We start from the raw sequence: 17,315 nt of genomic DNA, 5'->3' as shown, positions 1-17,315 counted from the left end.
ATTATAATCGACTTACTCTATCCAGCAACAAATAATCTGCAATAACCAAAGCAGCCATGGCCTCAACAATTGGTACGGCTCTTGGCACTACGCATGGATCGTGTCTGCCTTTACCTTGCATTTCTACAATTTCACCAGCACTATTTAAGGCATCTTGTTTTTGAATAACTGTTGCAACGGGTTTAAAAGCGACTCTAAAATAGATATCCATACCGTTAGAAATACCACCTTGTACTCCACCCGATAAATTGGTTTTAGTAGTGCCATCTTCATTGAACAAATCGTTATGTTCGCTACCTTTCATTTTTGCACCACAGAATCCGCTGCCGTATTCAAAACCTTTTACGGCATTAATGGATAACATGGCTTTTCCTAATTCGGCATGTAGTTTATCAAAAACAGGTTCGCCTAAACCCACAGGTACATTCTTAATGACGCAAGTGATAGTGCCACCAATAGTATCCCCTTGTTTTTTAATGGCTTCAACTTTAGCAATCATTTTTTCTGCTGTAGCTTCATCCGGACAACGAATAACATTAGATTCTGTTTTGCTAAAATCTAGATCTTGATATGGTTTGTCAATAAAAATATCACCTACCGAAGAGGTAAATGCATTGATTTTAATAGCGCTAATCATTTGTTTGGCTATCGCACCAGCAACCACTCGTGATGCTGTTTCGCGGGCAGAACTACGACCTCCTCCTCTATAATCTCTTACACCATATTTTTTGTCGTACGTATAATCCGCATGGCTAGGACGATACACGTCTTTAATATGTGAATAATCTTTAGATTTCTGATTCGTGTTATGAATAACAAATCCAATTGGAGTTCCTGTAGTATAACCTTCAAACACACCGGAATAAAATTCTACCGTATCTGGTTCTTTTCTTTGGGTCACTATTTTAGATTGTCCTGGTTTTCTACGATCAAGTTCGTGTTGAATAGCCTCTAAATCGAGCTTTATTCCTGACGGACAGCCATCTATAATGCCTCCAATTGCTTTACCGTGTGATTCACCGTAAGTTGTAAGTTTGAATAATTTTCCGAAGGTATTTCCTGCCATTGCAATTTATTTTACGCTAATGTAATTGTTATATTATAAAAACGAAAATGACTTACCGTATTTCCTGTGTTTACGATGATATATTGTTTTTTTTTAATCTCATAATATTTAGATAATATATTAATAACATTATACTTATAGTTAGTTAATTATAACGTAACGCGGTTTTAGAATATATTAAAGTTCTTTGTTTTATCGATTTTTAAACATTGTGAAAATAAGACGAAAAATAGAAATAGCGGTTATTTCAGATGTGCATCTTGGTACTTACGGTTGCCAAGCCAAACAATTATTAACGTATCTGAATAGTATAGACCCCAAAAAACTGATTCTTAATGGTGATATCGTTGATATTTGGCAGTTTAAAAAACGTTACTTTCCAAAATCTCACCTTAGTGTTATTAAGAAAATAATGGATTTTGCAGCTAACGGTACTGAGGTCATTTACATTACAGGAAATCACGATGAAATGTTACGGAAATTTACGGATACCGAAATAGGAAATGTTTCTATTGTAAATAAATTGGTTTTAGAGTTAGATGGTAAACGCGCATGGTTTTTTCATGGTGACGTTTTTGACATTTCAATTCAAAATGCAAAATGGCTGGCCAAGCTTGGTGGCTGGGGTTATGATTTTTTAATTCTTATTAATCAATTAACAAATTGGTTTTCCGATAAAATGGGTAAAGAGCGCTATTCGTTATCCAAAAAGATAAAAAACGGTGTAAAAGGTGCTGTAAAATATATCAGTGATTTTGAAACCGTAGCTACTGATTTAGCTATTGAAAACGGTTACGACTATGTGATTTGTGGGCATATTCATCAACCAAAAATGCTTATTAAAGAGAATAAGAAAGGCTCAACCATGTATCTTAATTCTGGGGATTGGGTCGAAAACTTCACCGCATTAGAATACCAGTTTAAACGTTGGAAAATCTATAATTATAACGAGGATAAATTGTCTGCGTTTTATGCTGATGAAGATATAAAAGACATGAACCTTCAAGATTTAATTGCTGCAATTACGATCGTAGAACAGCCAAAATCTGATAAGAAAAAAAAGAAGGGTAAAGATTAATTTAAAGTAAGGCTTCTTTAAGTATTGTAATAGGATGCTTGGCTACTCTACCTGTTCCATCTTTTATCTGATGTCTACAACTTGTCCCATTTGCTGAAATCACAGTGTCTGAAGCTGCTTTTCTAATCGAAGGAAATAATGTTTGCTCGCCAATCTTCATACTAACGTCGTAATGTTCTTTTTCATAACCAAAACTACCGGCCATACCACAACAGCCGCTTGGAATGATGGTGACGTTATAGTTTTCTGGTAAATTCAAAATATCAAAACTGAATTTCTGATTAGACAAGGCTTTTTGATGACAATGGCCATGAAACTTAATTGTTTTGGTTTCTTTCGTAAATTGTTCTGCAGTGATATGTCCTAATTCGATTTCTTGTTGAATAAATTCTTCAATTAAAAACGTATGATTTGCTATAGCTTTGGCTCCGTCTTTATCATTAACCAAACGAAGATATTCATCCTTAAAAGTTAAAATGGCAGATGGCTCAATACCAATTAAAGGTGTGTTTTCTGATATGATATTTTTAAATTTTGAAACATTGTCAGTGGCTACTTTTTTAGCAGCTTCTAGCAAGCCTTTAGAAAGCATTGCACGACCAGATTCTGAATGCGAAATGATAGTGACTTTATAATTTAATCGACTTAAAAGCGTAATGGCATCGTTACCCACATCACTATCAAGATGATTGGTAAATTCATCGTTAAACAAAATTACTTCTTTAGTGTAATTATTTGTAATTATTTTATTTTGTGGGTTTTGGAATATTTCAATTAAACTATTACTAGAGATTAAAGGTAGGCTTCTTTCTTTAGCAATACCACCAACAGATTTAATAATAGAACTCGTAAATCCATTAGAAAACATAAAATTGGTAAGCTTAGGAACACGACTTGCATAGTTATTCACCTTGTTGTTATAAGCGAATAATTTGGTACGTAAAGGCACTCCGTTTGCCTTCTGATATTGGTACTGAAATTCGGCTTTTAAACTCGCCACATCGACACTACTAGGACACTCACTTGAACATGCTTTACAACTCAGACATAAATCGAATACAGCTTTAAGGTCTTTATGATCAAATTTATTTTCTTTTTCAGAGGTCGTCAAAAATTCTCGAAGTGTATTGGCTCGTCCTCTAGTTGTATCTTTTTCATTTTTAGTCGCACGATAACTCGGACACATGGTACCACCAAATTCGGGTAATTTTCTACAATCACCTGAACCGTTACATTTCTCAGCTTCACGCAGAATACCTTCAGAACGTGAAAAATCGAATAGCGTTTCAATTTCAGGCTCTTTTCTCCCGACGTCGTAACGTAAATTTTTATCCATTGGATAGGCATCTACAATTTTACCAGGATTAAAAATGGTATAGGGATCAAAGGTCGACTTTATACGTTTTATAATTTGGTAATTCGCATCACCAATCATTAAAGGAATAAACTCCGCACGAACGATGCCATCTCCATGTTCACCGGACATTGAGCCATTATATTTCTTTACTAAATGTGCAACGTCTGTTGTTATTTTCCGGAATAACACCACATCTTCAGGTTGTTTTAAATCTAGTATCGGTCGTAAATGCAACTCACCTGCCCCGGCATGCGCATAATACACCGCATTTTGATTATAGGATGCCATTAGTGCTGTAAATTCAGAAATGTAATGATCTAAATCTTCTAAAGCCACTGCTGTATCTTCAATACATGCCACGGCTTTTTTATCTCCAATTATATTTCCAAGAAGTCCTAAGCCCGCTTTTCGCAACTCCACAGATTTCTCAATGTCACCACCTCTTAAAACGGGGTTAGCATAACTTAGGTTTAATGTGTTAATCGTTATTAATAAAGCGTCTATAGCTAATTGTAGTTCCTGAGGTGAATCCGCTTTAAGCTCACACATTAAAATGGCCATTGGCTGACCTACAATAAATGCTCTATTTTCTTGCTGTGTTTTATTGTGCTTCGTAAGGTTTAATATGGAGTCATCCATCATTTCACAGGTATGCAAATCATGCTTCATCACATGGGCAACGGACTTTAAACACCATTCAATACTTTCAAAATGAAGCGCAACCACGGCACTTTCAACAGGAGGTAAAACATCTAATTGCAACGTGATTTCTGTTGTAAACGCTAGCGTGCCTTCGCTTCCTGCTAACAATTGACACATGTTGAAGTTTGTACTTTTATGGCCTTCAGTAATGGAAGCCGAAAACATATCAGATTTAATTAATTCATCAATGGCGTAGCCTGTATTTCTACGATGGATTTCCGGTTTAGGAAAATTATTTCGAATTTGGGTCTGAACACGTTCTGGTTTTAATTCATTATATATGGTATTATAAATTTCTCCTTCAAGTGACTCTAATTTTAATTTTTGTTGAAATTCTTCTGACGTTACACTCGAAAACTCAACCTCACTGCCATCGCTTAATAGGGTTTTCAGGCTTAAAACTTTGTCTCGAGTTACTCCATACTGAATCGATGTGGTCCCTGAAGAATTATTACCCACCATGCCTCCAATCATACAGCGATTAGATGTGGACGTATTGGGACCAAAAAATAAACCGAATGGTTTTAGATAATTATTAAGTTCGTCTCGTACCACTCCAGGTTGAACAGTTACTGTTTTTTCAGATTCATTAATATTTAAAATACGCGTGAAATATTTTGAGACATCAACAACAATACCTTCTCCGACACATTGACCGGCTAATGATGTTCCTGCTGTCCTTGGAATCAACGAGGTTTGGTTGGTCTTGGCGAATTGAATTAATACCTTTAAATCCTTATTGTGTTTTGGTATTGCCACAGCTAAAGGTAGTTTTCGATATACCGAAGCATCTGTGGCGTAGAGCTTTCGCATAACATCATCATAATGAAACTCTCCTTCTAATTTAGATTTAAGAGTTTTGAGTTCTTCAACATTGATAATATGCATAAGCGTTAATAATGGATTGTAACGAGTTATAATTTTGTCTTAAAAATAAGCTTCATCATCCAATTTTGGTATAATTTTGGCGTTATGATGAAATGTAATTTAATTATTGCTAAAACTAAGAATTTAAACTCAATATTATTATGAAGAAATTATTTTTATTAGGTGTATTTGCCATAGGATTTGCAAGTTTGACTAACGCACAAGAGATCGCAGATAATGCTATTGGATTACGATTAGGCGATAGTGATGGCTTTGGAACAGAGGTTTCATACCAAAGAGCACTTGGTGATAACAACAGATTAGAAGTCGATTTGGGCTGGAGAAGCGGAAATAATTACGATGGTTTTAAATTAGCTGGTTTATACCAATGGGTTTGGAACTTAGATGGCGGATTTAATTGGTATGCAGGTGCTGGTGGCGGACTAGGTTCTTACAGCTATGATAATAATTCTGGTGATGATTACAGTGATACATTTGTATTTGTGGCTGGTGATGTTGGTATCGAATACGGATTTGACTTTCCGTTATTGCTATCATTAGACTTTAGACCAGAACTTGGTTTTGGAGATTACAATGATGATTTAGATTTTGATATTGCTTTAGGCATTAGATATCAATTTTAATTCTCACTAAATATATTTATAGACCACCTTTAACGAGGTGGTTTTTTTATTATTTTTAAACTATGAAGGAACTTGCAATAATTGGAATGGGACCTAGAGGACTCTATGCTTTAGAGTGCCTTCTTATAGCCTTGAGTAAGGACGATAAAGAAATTGGTATAACACTTTTTGATATTACCAAGTCCCCAGGAACTAGTACTGTTTGGAGTTTGCTTCAACCAGAATCTAACTGGATTAATATTACAGAACGCGCTCTATCTGGAATAGAAGGACGGCCTCAAATTACATATGGCGGTTGTACTATTGAAGCGTTTCCGTCCTATCACGAATGGTGTAATTTTTCACAAACTATAACTGAAGCCGATACTTTCCCTCCGCGACGTAAAGTTGGAGATTACCTTTACCAACGTTATAAATCTATAGAAGAGGCTTTGCAAGTTTTAACGTCTTTTAAGTTCTACCAGTCAACAATTACGGCTCTTAATTTAAAGAATGACTCTATAGAAATTATTAGTAAAGACAACCAATGGACCTGTGATGATGTGCTTCTTACTATAGGGCATCAGCCGACTGAGTCTTCGGAACAATTAAAAACATGGCAGTCACACGGGGCTTCAAATACGTCTATCTCACTTTTTAATACTGCCTACCCAATTGATCAACTCAAAGAAATAAAAAATCAACAAGCCATTAACATTGGAATTAGAGGATTTGGACTCGCTATGATTGACGTTATGCGGTATCTCACCATTACTGATTTTGGAAATTTTAAGGTCATCAACCCAGAAACTTTTGAAACCATTTATTATAAAGTAAAAGAACAACATTTAAAACTTGTTCCTTTTTCTTTAGATGGTTTACCGTTGGTTCCAAAGCCACTAAATGCCAGAATTGACCACTGGTACCAACCTACTTCCGAAGAATTAGAGTGGTTTAAATCTGAAATTGAAAATGGTGCTCAACACACTACAAAAACTGATTCTATTGATTTCTTAACGCATGCTATTGCGAGGATTGCATCACGCGTGTTTAAAGATTTAAAAACGAAAGCGGTTTCAAACGTTTTAAATAAAGATGAACTACATAAGGTTATTCTTAATTGGCTAGAGGATGAAAATTATACCCATGATTTAATTCAAGATCAAACAATTTCTACTTATAAGCTGATCAAAGATTATATTGAGATGGCTTTAGGCACCATTCCAGTGTCTTTAGATTTTTGCATAGGTCAAGTTTGGCGTCATTGCCAACCCACGTTATATAAAGCCTTTTCACACGCTAAAGTAGATGATGCTATCATTGAACAGGTTATAGCTTTAGACGAACGCAGTAAACGCTATTCTTATGGACCACCAATTGAAAGTATGCAGCAAGTTTTAGCCTTAGTTGATGCTGATGTTTTAACGTTAGACTTTGTTAATGATCCAGACATAGGATTAACCGATGAAGGTTGGAACTTCACAAATGCCAACAAAGAATCTATAACCTGTTCTACGATGATAAATAGTGTTTTAGATGCTCCAAAACTGCTTGAAGTTACATCACCACTTATTAAAAATCTACTTCAAAATGATTTAATACAACCTATTCATTCAAAACTTGGTATTGAGACCACTGCTGATGGTTATGTCATAACTCCAGACGATAAAATTGATGTGCCTATTGCTGTTCTGGGCCGTTTGGCTAAAGGCAGCGTAATTGGTGTAGATGCTATTTTAGAATGTTTTGGACCGCGGATTGAAGATTGGGCCAAGGCATACGTGGAGCGACTAAAAGTTAATTAGGTTGCTTCTCACTTAAATATTTCCAATAGCGTTTGGGAATATGTCTAATATGAAGTTTCATGTTTTTTCTTGATTCAATATTGGTCGCCTTAAAATAATCTTGCCATAATTTTTGAAATTCAAATTCTTGTGAAGCAAAAAACGCGTCGTCGGTTTTAGTAAAGTTGAAATTCTCAGGAAAATCCATATTTATAAGTTCTACTTTTTCTAAGTCATAAAATAATCCATAATTACGCTTTATATCATAAATCACCCACTTTTGATCGGCATAACGGTTTTTAAAATGCTTTTCAATTAAGGGTAAAACGTTAAAGTCAGGTTCAATATTCGCGAAATAGATGTCATCTTGAGTCAATTTGAAGCGCACAAAAGCTTCCATACGATGTTTTTCACGTCCTACATATTTTGCGATTTGGGCTATTTTTAAAATAGACGGATGCGAATAATCTTTATCTACTTTTTTGCTTTGCGAAAATACATATTGAATATAATCTAAAAGTAAATCCTCTACTCCTATTTGTTCACTTAAAAACGCATAATATAATTGATACCGACTTTGTGTAGAGCATTTAGATTTTATACCGTTCCAAACACGATTCGCTTTTGTTTCATCAACAGGAATGGTTTCGTTTACAGAAAACAACCCTTGCTGAACTGTAGATTCATTTTGAATGGTAACCGTTTTCAATTTGTGCTCAAACACATAAAAAACAACGGATAAGAATCCATCAAACGTACCGTCATATATCAAGTTTTTAGCAGTCATCTATCCAAATAAACTTAGTTGATTACTCAATGTTTTTTGATATTTGCTTGTTGAATTTTGCAGGATTAAGCCTTTGATTTTTTCGGGTGTTAAATCGCGTTTTTCAAATTGATTGCTTTCACAGACCATAAAATATTGCGCTCTATTTAAAGCGACCCCAATTTTTTTGAGATGCTCCCAATTCAACCGTCTAAAGCGTCTGGCATTAATAATTTTATAAACCGATTTCATGCCTAAACCCGGAATTCTAGAGAGCATACGTTGGTCTGCAGTATTTACATCTACAGGAAATTCATGCAAATTTCTAAGCGCCCAACCTAGTTTAGGGTCAATATCTAAGTCCAAATGTTGGTGCTGCTCGTTTAAAATCTCACTCACATCAAAACCGTAAAAACGCATTAGCCAATCCGTTTGATACAACCGGTTTTCACGCAGCATTGGCACTGCACTTCCTATTTGTGGCAAACGGTTATCATAACTTATAGGGACGTAACCCGAATAATACACGCGCTTTAAATTATAGCTTTTGTAAAAATGATTTGAGGTCTGCATAATTTGAAAATCATTCTCACCACTCGCCCCAATAATCATCTGTGTACTCTGACCTGCAGGTGCAAATTTGGGTGTGCTTTTGATAATTTTCTTTTCAGCTTTATATTGAATAATTTCATTTTTTACCTTAATCATAGGTTTTATAAAATCTTCTCGCTTTTTATCTGGAGCTAGTTTTTTAAGTCCGGCTTCCGTTGGAATTTCAATATTAACACTTAATCGATCTGCGTAGAGTCCGGCTTCACGCATCAATTCATCTGAAGCACCTGGAATGGATTTTAAATGAATATAGCCGTTAAAGTTTTCTTCCTTTCGTAATTTCTTAGCGACAGCGACTAAACGTTCCATGGTAAAATCGGCACTTTTAAAAATACCAGAACTCAGAAAAAGCCCTTCAATATAATTTCTGCGATAGAAATTAATGGTTAAATCCACCACTTCTTGTACTTTAAACGCGGCACGTTTGATATCATTACTTTTTCGGGTAACGCAATAAGCGCAATCAAAAATGCAATGATTGGTAAGTAGAATTTTGAGTAAAGACACACAGCGACCATCTTCAGTATACGAATGGCAAATGCCCATACCTGAAGCATCTCCAATGCCTTTATTAGTGTTAGCGCGTTGACTTCCGCTAGATGAACATGATACATCATACTTTGCGGCATCTGCCAATATTTTTAATTTTTCTTGGGTACGTTGAAAAGACAAATAGTTTCCTCCTTATATTTATGAAATGCAAAAATACTACATATCGTAGTTATTGATTGCTATCGTTTGTAGTTATATTTATAATAATAAAGCAAGGTGTAAATGAGTTAACAATTTTAGGAAACCCTCTAAGTGGTTTTAGGTGTAAAATGTAAATTTCAATATTATGAAAACATTCATAGGCTTAACCTTAATAATACTACATCTAAATATGAGTGCACAGCACATTATTCCTGAAGACATAAGAGAAAACGTTGAAACTGCTTTAGACTATTATCCGGAACTTAAGACTATTAATATCGAATTCCGGTTTAAGAAGAATATCAAAAAATCTACGATGCAAGCGCGTCCAACATTTGGAAGTTTTTTTAAAAGTAGAAAACATAGAAACTACGTTATTTTAATTAGCGAAAAATTTAAGATTGCTGACCAAGAATTTTTAACGCGACATATTCCTAATGATATTTTTATTGGTTGGATTGGTCATGAATTAGGGCATGTAATGGATTATCAAGACCGTAATAAGTTGAATTTAATATGGTTTGGATTAAAATATTTGTTGTCTCAAAACCATATTATAGAAGCTGAACGAGCAGCGGATTCTTTTGCTGTTACTCATGGCATGGAAGATTATATTTTAAAGACTAAAGATTTTATTTTAAATCATGCCGATATAACGCAAAGTTATAAAAACCGCATTAAAAAATATTATTTATCTCCAGAGGAAATAATGCATTTGGTTGAGGAACGGGATGCTAATTAGAGTTATGAGCTAAGAGTTGTGAGTTGTGAGTTGTGAGTTGTGAGAAAAACTAAAATTGAATTTAAAACATATATGCATACTCTGGTATATTTTACGCTATTAAAAAGCTTCTCTTGGTAGTTTTAAAATCAAAATACATTTTGTTTATATTCAAATTAATGGGAACAATGTTATTTCTATAATGGTATGAAAATACCCCTAAAGTTTCCTTAAGGGGATCATTCTATAGTGTAACCATTCAATTTCTTATAAATCAATTTACGATTCATTAATAAACGCTTCCCAATCTGCAAATTTGTCTTCACCCATGACGCGTTCCATTTTTACTTGGCCGCCTTTCTTTTTATTTCGTTCGTTCCAATCGTGAAAACGTTCTGGAGCAATCACTTTTACTTTTACACCTTTTAGAGCTTTACTTCGAGCCACTTTATAATTCTTGTTAGCGGTTTTTAGAGCTGTATCTAAAACTTCTGCTACTTTATCTTCATCGGCGTTTTCTAAGTCTGATCCTAAGTACCAATAATGATAAAATTCATCGTCATCTCCTCGTTTTGCGCAAATAGTATATTCAGGAATGGTGGTGTTAAATTGTGATTCCAATTCTCGTAAAGCCGTATCCATTTTATTAACGGACAATTGAGAGCCAACAGTATTTAAAAAGAATTTTGTTCGGCCTGTAATCTTAATTTCAGCACGCTCAATGTTTGTGAATTCTATAGTATCTCCAATTAGATAGCGCCAAGCCCCACTAACCGTACTAATTATTAAAACATAATCTTGCTCTAGTTCTACGTCATCTAAAGTTAACGCGAGAGCTTCATTTTTTAAAGAACCATCTTCATTAATATATTCAGGTTTAAAAGGCACAAATTCAAAATAAATGCCATTATCTGTATTCAATTGCATAGCATCAGTTTCAGGTCGCACTTGTGTAGCGATATAACCCTCGGACGCCAAATAAGTATCAATAACCGTGATTGGCTTTCCTAATAAAGCATTAAAACTTTTTTTATATGGTGCGAATGCCACACCTCCGGAGGTATAGACTTGTAAGTTTGGCCAAATGTCATGGATATTATTTAACTTATGATAATCTATCACTTTTTGAAGCATCAACTCTATCCAAGACGGAATACCGCTCAACGCTCCAATATCCCAATCTTTAGCACGTTCTGCAATCCTCTGCACACGTTCGTCCCAATCTTCAATTTGAGATATGTCTTCACCTGGCTTGTAATAGCCTCTAAACCACGACGGAATATTACTAGCACTTATACCACTTATTTCACCTTCTAGGTGATTATTATTTTCTTCCAGATCTGTAGAACTACCGAGCATCATAATTTCTTTTTCAAAAAAATCAGCAGGAAGGTCAAAATTCTTTAAGGCAAATACCTGTTTAATGCCGGCACTTTTTATAGCATCGAGCATATCATCAGTTACAGGAATGCGCTTACTCGTTTTACCTGTTGTTCCTGAGCTTAAGGCGAAATATGATGGTTTTCCTGGCCAAGTCACATCACTTTCTCCTCCATGATACTTATGCCACCATGTCTCATTAATTTGATTGTAATCAAAATACGGTACAGATTGAGCAAAGCTTTTCTGAGGATGAGACGTTTCAAGAATACCTTCAAAATCATAAAACTTCCCAAACTGCGTATTCTTTGCGGTCTCAAGTAATTCTTTTAAAACTTTTTCTTGTGCATCGTTATGAATGATTTCAGATGTAAACGTATCTTTTAATTCAATAACTCCTTTAATTATATTTCCTAGTATGGCCATTTTTTAATTTCAATTTTTGATTCTATTATTATGCAATTTTTCTACAAGCTTCAGCACATGCTCTGCACGATTTAGCACATTCTAAACAGTGTTCGTGGTTATGTTCTTCACAATGATCTGCACAATACTCACAAATTTCTGCACATAATAATGCATATTGCTTTACATAGGCACTATCTGACGTTATCATTTTAATGAGCGCTTCGCAGGCATCCGCACATTGAATACAACATTTTGGACAATCATTCTTGCTCTCTATTCCTGCCATCTTTATTAAACAAACTCTACAATCTATTATACATTGTTGATTGATTTTAATGAGGTCTTGACGTAAATTTTCCATGATACAAATTGATTTTGAATTAATATCTACTAAGATCTCGTTTTGTTTCAAGAGACATTATTGTTATTCCATAAAGAATTAACCCATTTGAAAACGCAGCTTTTTAATGTCATTCAAAAATTCAATTTTTCCTATGCATCAGACCTCTTAAATCAAAATTTCATTAGCATATATTTATGATGTTAATTGTAAAAATTATGTAATTTTACGCATCTAAAATTCAAAAAAATCACATTATAATGAAAGACACTGCATTATCCTCTACTCACGAAGCACTTGGTGCAAAAATGGTTCCTTTTGCTGGTTATAATATGCCAGTTCAATATGAAGGTGTAAACGCAGAACATGAAACGGTTAGAAATGCAGTTGGTGTTTTTGATGTGTCTCATATGGGAGAATTTTTAATAGAAGGTCCACATGCTTTTGAACTTATTCAAAAAGTATCGAGTAACGATGCTGCTAAACTTGACGTCGGAAAAGCACAGTACAGTTGTTTACCAAATGATGATGGCGGTGTTGTAGATGATTTAATTATTTACAAATTAAAAGAAGAAACGTATTTACTAGTGGTTAATGCTAGTAATATTGAAAAGGATTGGAACTGGATTTCGTCTAAAAACGATGTTGGTGCTGAAATGCGCGATTTAAGTGAAGCCTATTCTTTATTAGCCATTCAAGGACCAAAAGCTGTTGAAGCGATGCAATCATTAACAAGTCATGATTTATCCGAGATTAAATTCTACAATTTTGTGATTGGTGATTTTGCAGGTATTGAGAATGTTATTATTTCGGCTACAGGTTATACAGGAAGTGGTGGATTTGAGATTTACTGTAAAAATTCTGAAGTTAAACAAGTTTGGGATAAAGTGTTTGAAGCTGGAGCAGATTTTGGAATTAAGCCCATTGGTTTAGCGGCAAGAGATACGTTGCGTTTAGAAATGGGGTATTGTTTATACGGCAATGATATTGACGACACCACGTCTCCTATTGAAGCCGGATTGGGTTGGGTTTGTAAATTTAACAAAGACTTTACCAATAGTGACGCCTTAAAAGTAGAAAAGGAGCATACACCAGAACGCAAATTAGTCGCTTTTAAATTAGAAGAACGTGGTATTCCTCGTCACGGTTATGATATTGTAGACAGTAGCGGAAAAACGATTGGTAATGTGACTTCTGGCACTATGAGTCCGAGTTTAGGATATGGCATTGGTATGGGTTATGTGCCAAAAGTATTTTCTAAAGTGGATAGTAACATTTATATTCAGGTGCGAAAAAAAGCGATTCCTGCTACGGTTGTAAAACCTCCTTTCTATAAAGGGTAATTTTTTGAATGGGGATTGATTAATGAAGAAGATTGAGAACGTCGAATCGCAGAAACATCGCATTCTTATACTTGGAGCCAGTGGGTATATTGGTAATGCTATTTATAAGGAATTAGGACCATATTTTAGAACATTTGGAACCTATAGAACTCCACGAAAAGACTATGACAACAATCATCAATTTTTTCATTATAACGTAGAAGAAGATGATGTTTACGAGATCTTAGAGGCTTGCAAACCGACTATTATAATTTCCGCATTACGAGGCGATTTTAACGCGCAATTTATTGCACATCAACACATTTTGGAATATGTCGTAGCGACTAATTGTAAAATTATATTTCTATCGTCTGCCAATGTTTTTGATGCTTATAGCAAATTTCCGAGTTACGAGTTAGATAAAACCCTAAGCCATAGTGTGTATGGTCATTTTAAGATAAAAATTGAAAATTCACTTTTACGCCTGGCAAAAAAACAGGTTGCTATTATTAGACTTCCCATGGTTTTTGGCGCAAGTTCACCACGAATTTCTGAAATGAAAGCGTCCATTTTGGAAACTAATGCCGTTGAAGTTTTTCCCAATTTAATAATGAATGTCATGTTAGATAAAAAACTAACACAACAAATTCATTATATTATTAATAGAAATAAACACGGTGTTTTTCACTTAGGAAGTACGGATTTAGTGCATCATGATGAATTTATAAAAGATGTAGTAGCGTTAATTACGGACAAAAAAATAGTATTTAAACAAGTATTTACGACGAATGAAGATCGGTATTTGGCGGTACTTCCAAAGTTTAATAAACTCCCTAAACACCTTCAGATTACAAGTCAAGAAATTTTGGAGGAACTTGAAAAATAAACAAGGCTTCTTGCCATGCTTTAAATAAAATTAGTGCTAATTTTAAACAAAATAAAATCATATTATGAAACTAGACGATGCCACTATAGAAAAAAAGTTATTACAATTTCCAGATTGGGATTATTATGAGAATGCTATTCATTCTGAATTTGAATTCGATAATTTTAAAGATTGTTTTAGTGCTATGAGCCGAATTGCATTTGAGTGTGAAGCACAGAATCACCATCCCAATTGGAGTAACGTTTACAATGTGCTCAAAATAACGTTGTCTACGCATGATGCAGAAGGCGTAACACTTAAGGACTTTAAATTAGCAGAGGCTATTGAAGCTATTGTGGAAGTGGAAGAGTAAAAATAGTAAAGTGTGACCTAGAAAGTTTCAAGCTCTATTTAAGCCTTTTGAAATTCAAAAACTTTACTATTTCTCTATTCTATTATTGAGATTATATTATAATTTGCTTGAATCTTACTTCGGCAATTTCAATATTTTCTTAAATTTGCTTTTGCTTAATTATAGGCATTTTAAATACATACTAATTTATAACTTTTTTTACTATGGGAAGAGCTTTCGAATTTAGAAAAGCAAGGAAAATGAAACGTTGGTCAGCTATGAGCAAAGCCTTTACACGTATTGGTAAAGATATTGTAATGGCAGTAAAAGAAGGTGGTCCAGATCCTGATAGTAATTCGAGATTAAGAGCTGTTATTCAGAATGCGAAGGCTGTAAATATGCCTAAGGATAATGTAGAACGCGCCATAAAACGTGCTTCAGATAAGAGTCAAGGTGATTATAAAGAAGTTCTATTTGAAGGTTACGCGCAACACGGGATTGCGGTACTAATTGAAACGGCCACAGATAATAATACACGTACGGTTGCTAATGTACGTTCTTATTTTAATAAAACGGATGGAAGTTTAGGCACATCGGGTTCCGTTGTTTTTATGTTTGATCACACTTGTAATTTTAAAATAAAAGGTGATGATTTAGATTTAGAAGAATTAGAATTAGAACTCATTGATTCTGGTGTGGACGAGATTTTTGAAGACACCGATGAAGATGAAAACGGAGTTGAACATACGAGTGTTATGGTCTATGCACCGTTTGAAAGTTTTGGAAGTATTCAAGCCTATTTAGAAGAAAATAATATTGAGATTATTTCTTCTGGATTTGAACGCATTCCGCAAGTCACTAAAAAAGTAACACCAGAACAAGCCGAAGATGTTGAGAAGCTTTTAGAGAAATTAGAAGAAGATGATGATGTACAAAACGTGTATCATACTATGGAAGAAAGTGGCGAATAAACACTTGAATTTATAATTATAATTTAGAGGGCTTCTGCCCTCTTTTTTTATTTTAAATATAGCTACAATTTGTAGTTTCTTTTTATAACATCAAAATTTGTCGTGTTTTTAGCGTAATTTACATGCATAACTATCACCATGTAACCCATTTACGTTATGACGATTACACTAAGTAAGTTAAAGCACAAGGATGTTGAACAGATTGCTATAGGTTTTAATTATTTAGATTCTACCAAGACTTTAGTTAAGCAAATTGAAGGAGTACGTTGGTCGCAAACGCACAAAACGTTTTATAAGCGCTATTCTAAAACTGAGGTACATATTTTATTCAAATTTTTTAGAAGTCATGGTTATTTCGTAGACTATAGTGCATTTAAACAACCAAAACCACAACTTTATCAACCTTTAAAAAAAATAAAGCCAAAACTTAGTATGGCAGAAATGTATGCTGCCTTACCCTTAGATTTTAAGGAATCTTTAAAAGGTTATACTGGGTTTCTAAAAGGTAAGCGCTTAAGTGCTAGTACTATAAAAACGTATGGTTACTTTGTATTACGCTTTTTGTACTACTATAAGCCAAAGGACATTTCAACTCTACAGAAAAAGGATATTGATCATTTTTTTGAAATTGTTTTAGCTGGTGAACATTTTAGTATCAGTAGTCATCGCCAATGTGTAAGTGCATTAAAATATTATATTTCTTATTGTGATTTACCCGAATTGGTTGCGGAAGATTTAAGTCGACCTAAGAAGAGCCAGAAGTTACCTGTAGTCTTGTCCAAGGGCGAGATTATTAATCTTATTCAAGTTACTAAAAACCTAAAGCACAGAGCGATTATTGGTTTGTTATATTCATGTGGGCTTAGAATTGGAGAGTTGTTACATTTAAAAATAAATGCTTTAGATTTTGAAAGAAATATGTTAAGTGTACATCAAGGTAAAGGTCGAAAAGATAGAAATGTAGTAATGAGTGCCGTTTTAAAACCGTTAATTTTAAATTATTTAAACACCTATAAACCCAAAGTATTTTTAATTGAAGGACGCAATGAAGGACCATATTCTGCAACGAGTGTGCGCCAGTTTTTAAAGAAAAGTTGTTATAGTGCTAATATAACAAAGCAAGTGACACCGCATGTTTTACGACACAGTTACGCGACACATTTAATGGAAAATGGTGTGGATTTAAGGCATATACAATTGTTATTGGGACATGCAAAGCCAGAGACAACAATGATCTATACACACGTTGCCCATAGAGATTTAATGCAGATTAGCAGTCCTTTAGATACTGCGATAAATGCAATAACAAAATCGACAAAAAGCAATACAGAAGTTTTGTTATCCCGAAATTATAATATATAATCGCCTATATTTGTTTTTATATAACCAGTTGTAAACAATTATGAAC

The 17,315-nt window shown here is 34.3% G+C and carries 15 protein-coding genes; 9 read left to right on the top strand and 6 right to left on the bottom strand.

The genetic code is table 11. The features are described 5' to 3' along the window. Position 1: 1 nt before the first annotated feature. Complete coding sequence (aroC, locus tag KO515_RS02915) at positions 2-1,066, bottom strand: chorismate synthase (protein WP_215934887.1); 1,065 nt, start codon at positions 1,064-1,066, stop codon at positions 2-4. A 211-nt stretch (positions 1,067-1,277) separates the two neighbouring features. Between aroC and KO515_RS02910 the strand changes: the two genes are divergently transcribed. Further along, positions 1,278-2,144 carry a UDP-2,3-diacylglucosamine diphosphatase gene (locus tag KO515_RS02910; protein WP_215934886.1) on the top strand — a complete coding sequence of 289 codons (867 nt, stop codon included), beginning with the start codon at positions 1,278-1,280 and terminating at the stop codon, positions 2,142-2,144. 1 nt (position 2,145) lies between these two features. On the opposite strand, the gene KO515_RS02905 is transcribed toward KO515_RS02910, so the two are convergent. Then, a complete protein-coding gene (locus tag KO515_RS02905) occupies positions 2,146-5,091 on the bottom strand; it encodes an FAD-binding and (Fe-S)-binding domain-containing protein (protein ID WP_215934885.1) in 2,946 nt (981 codons plus the stop codon). Between the two features lie 140 nt (positions 5,092-5,231). Here KO515_RS02905 and KO515_RS02900 point away from each other — a divergent pair, with 140 nt between their 5' ends. Both KO515_RS02900 and KO515_RS02895 read left to right on the top strand, forming a co-directional pair. Further along, entirely contained in the window at positions 5,232-5,714 is a 483-nt protein-coding gene (locus KO515_RS02900) for a hypothetical protein (protein ID WP_215934884.1), read from the top strand. A 62-nt stretch (positions 5,715-5,776) separates the two neighbouring features. Further along, positions 5,777-7,498 (top strand): FAD/NAD(P)-binding protein, encoded by a 1,722-nt coding sequence (locus KO515_RS02895; RefSeq protein ID WP_215934883.1) that lies wholly within the window; start codon positions 5,777-5,779, stop codon positions 7,496-7,498. Here KO515_RS02895 and KO515_RS02890 read toward each other — a convergent pair. Then, positions 7,491-8,264 (bottom strand): TIGR03915 family putative DNA repair protein, encoded by a 774-nt coding sequence (locus KO515_RS02890; RefSeq protein ID WP_215934882.1) that lies wholly within the window; start codon positions 8,262-8,264, stop codon positions 7,491-7,493. The genes KO515_RS02895 and KO515_RS02890 overlap by 8 nt on opposite strands. Beyond that, a complete protein-coding gene (locus KO515_RS02885) occupies positions 8,265-9,527 on the bottom strand; it encodes a putative DNA modification/repair radical SAM protein (protein ID WP_215934881.1) in 1,263 nt (420 codons plus the stop codon). A 166-nt stretch (positions 9,528-9,693) separates the two neighbouring features. Here KO515_RS02885 and KO515_RS02880 point away from each other — a divergent pair, with 166 nt between their 5' ends. Then, positions 9,694-10,290 carry a hypothetical protein gene (locus KO515_RS02880; RefSeq protein ID WP_252723767.1) on the top strand — a complete coding sequence of 199 codons (597 nt, stop codon included), beginning with the start codon at positions 9,694-9,696 and terminating at the stop codon, positions 10,288-10,290. A 258-nt stretch (positions 10,291-10,548) separates the two neighbouring features. On the opposite strand, the gene KO515_RS02875 is transcribed toward KO515_RS02880, so the two are convergent. Together KO515_RS02875 and KO515_RS02870 are read right to left on the bottom strand one after the other, a co-directional pair. Continuing rightward, positions 10,549-12,075, bottom strand: a complete 1,527-nt coding sequence (locus KO515_RS02875) for a GH3 family domain-containing protein (RefSeq protein WP_215934880.1) — start codon at positions 12,073-12,075, stop codon at positions 10,549-10,551. Between the two features lie 28 nt (positions 12,076-12,103). Continuing rightward, complete coding sequence (locus KO515_RS02870) at positions 12,104-12,418, bottom strand: four-helix bundle copper-binding protein (RefSeq protein ID WP_215934879.1); 315 nt, start codon at positions 12,416-12,418, stop codon at positions 12,104-12,106. A 239-nt stretch (positions 12,419-12,657) separates the two neighbouring features. Between KO515_RS02870 and gcvT the strand changes: the two genes are divergently transcribed. The 5 genes from gcvT (at position 12,658) to KO515_RS02845 (ending at position 17,269) form a co-directional block, all read left to right on the top strand. Then, the gene (gcvT, locus tag KO515_RS02865) at positions 12,658-13,740 is read left to right on the top strand and encodes a glycine cleavage system aminomethyltransferase GcvT (RefSeq protein WP_215934878.1); all 1,083 of its coding nucleotides are present in this window, start codon (positions 12,658-12,660) and stop codon (positions 13,738-13,740) included. Positions 13,741-13,762: 22 nt separating this feature from the next. Continuing rightward, positions 13,763-14,605, top strand: a complete 843-nt coding sequence (locus KO515_RS02860) for a sugar nucleotide-binding protein (RefSeq protein ID WP_215934877.1) — start codon at positions 13,763-13,765, stop codon at positions 14,603-14,605. A 64-nt stretch (positions 14,606-14,669) separates the two neighbouring features. Beyond that, complete coding sequence (locus KO515_RS02855; RefSeq protein ID WP_215934876.1) at positions 14,670-14,957, top strand: 4a-hydroxytetrahydrobiopterin dehydratase; 288 nt, start codon at positions 14,670-14,672, stop codon at positions 14,955-14,957. A 203-nt stretch (positions 14,958-15,160) separates the two neighbouring features. Continuing rightward, positions 15,161-15,907, top strand: a complete 747-nt coding sequence (locus tag KO515_RS02850; protein ID WP_215934875.1) for a YebC/PmpR family DNA-binding transcriptional regulator — start codon at positions 15,161-15,163, stop codon at positions 15,905-15,907. Positions 15,908-16,063: 156 nt separating this feature from the next. Next, complete coding sequence (locus KO515_RS02845) at positions 16,064-17,269, top strand: tyrosine-type recombinase/integrase (protein WP_215934874.1); 1,206 nt, start codon at positions 16,064-16,066, stop codon at positions 17,267-17,269. Positions 17,270-17,315 lie beyond the last annotated feature (46 nt).

This window comes from Winogradskyella psychrotolerans, from assembly GCF_018860545.1.
Taxonomy (GTDB): domain Bacteria; phylum Bacteroidota; class Bacteroidia; order Flavobacteriales; family Flavobacteriaceae; genus Winogradskyella; species Winogradskyella psychrotolerans_A.
Note: the sequence above shows the minus strand (reverse complement) of the source record. Positions and strands in the feature narration are given on the sequence as shown.

What these genes read in the sequence shown, in the direction of transcription:
- KO515_RS02900 (WP_215934884.1), top strand. Translation starts at nt 5,232, where the DNA reads ATGAAGAAATTATTTTTATTAGGTGTATTTGCCATAGGATTTGCAAGT.
- KO515_RS02890 (WP_215934882.1), bottom strand. Translation starts at nt 8,264, where the DNA reads ATGACTGCTAAAAACTTGATATATGACGGTACGTTTGATGGATTCTTA.
- KO515_RS02875 (WP_215934880.1), bottom strand. Translation starts at nt 12,075, where the DNA reads ATGGCCATACTAGGAAATATAATTAAAGGAGTTATTGAATTAAAAGAT.
- KO515_RS02880 (WP_252723767.1), top strand. Translation starts at nt 9,694, where the DNA reads ATGAAAACATTCATAGGCTTAACCTTAATAATACTACATCTAAATATG.
- KO515_RS02860 (WP_215934877.1), top strand. Translation starts at nt 13,763, where the DNA reads ATGAAGAAGATTGAGAACGTCGAATCGCAGAAACATCGCATTCTTATA.
- KO515_RS02850 (WP_215934875.1), top strand. Translation starts at nt 15,161, where the DNA reads ATGGGAAGAGCTTTCGAATTTAGAAAAGCAAGGAAAATGAAACGTTGG.
- KO515_RS02855 (WP_215934876.1), top strand. Translation starts at nt 14,670, where the DNA reads ATGAAACTAGACGATGCCACTATAGAAAAAAAGTTATTACAATTTCCA.
- KO515_RS02870 (WP_215934879.1), bottom strand. Translation starts at nt 12,418, where the DNA reads ATGGAAAATTTACGTCAAGACCTCATTAAAATCAATCAACAATGTATA.
- KO515_RS02905 (WP_215934885.1), bottom strand. Translation starts at nt 5,091, where the DNA reads ATGCATATTATCAATGTTGAAGAACTCAAAACTCTTAAATCTAAATTA.
- gcvT (WP_215934878.1), top strand. Translation starts at nt 12,658, where the DNA reads ATGAAAGACACTGCATTATCCTCTACTCACGAAGCACTTGGTGCAAAA.
- KO515_RS02845 (WP_215934874.1), top strand. Translation starts at nt 16,064, where the DNA reads ATGACGATTACACTAAGTAAGTTAAAGCACAAGGATGTTGAACAGATT.
- KO515_RS02895 (WP_215934883.1), top strand. Translation starts at nt 5,777, where the DNA reads ATGAAGGAACTTGCAATAATTGGAATGGGACCTAGAGGACTCTATGCT.
- aroC (WP_215934887.1), bottom strand. Translation starts at nt 1,066, where the DNA reads ATGGCAGGAAATACCTTCGGAAAATTATTCAAACTTACAACTTACGGT.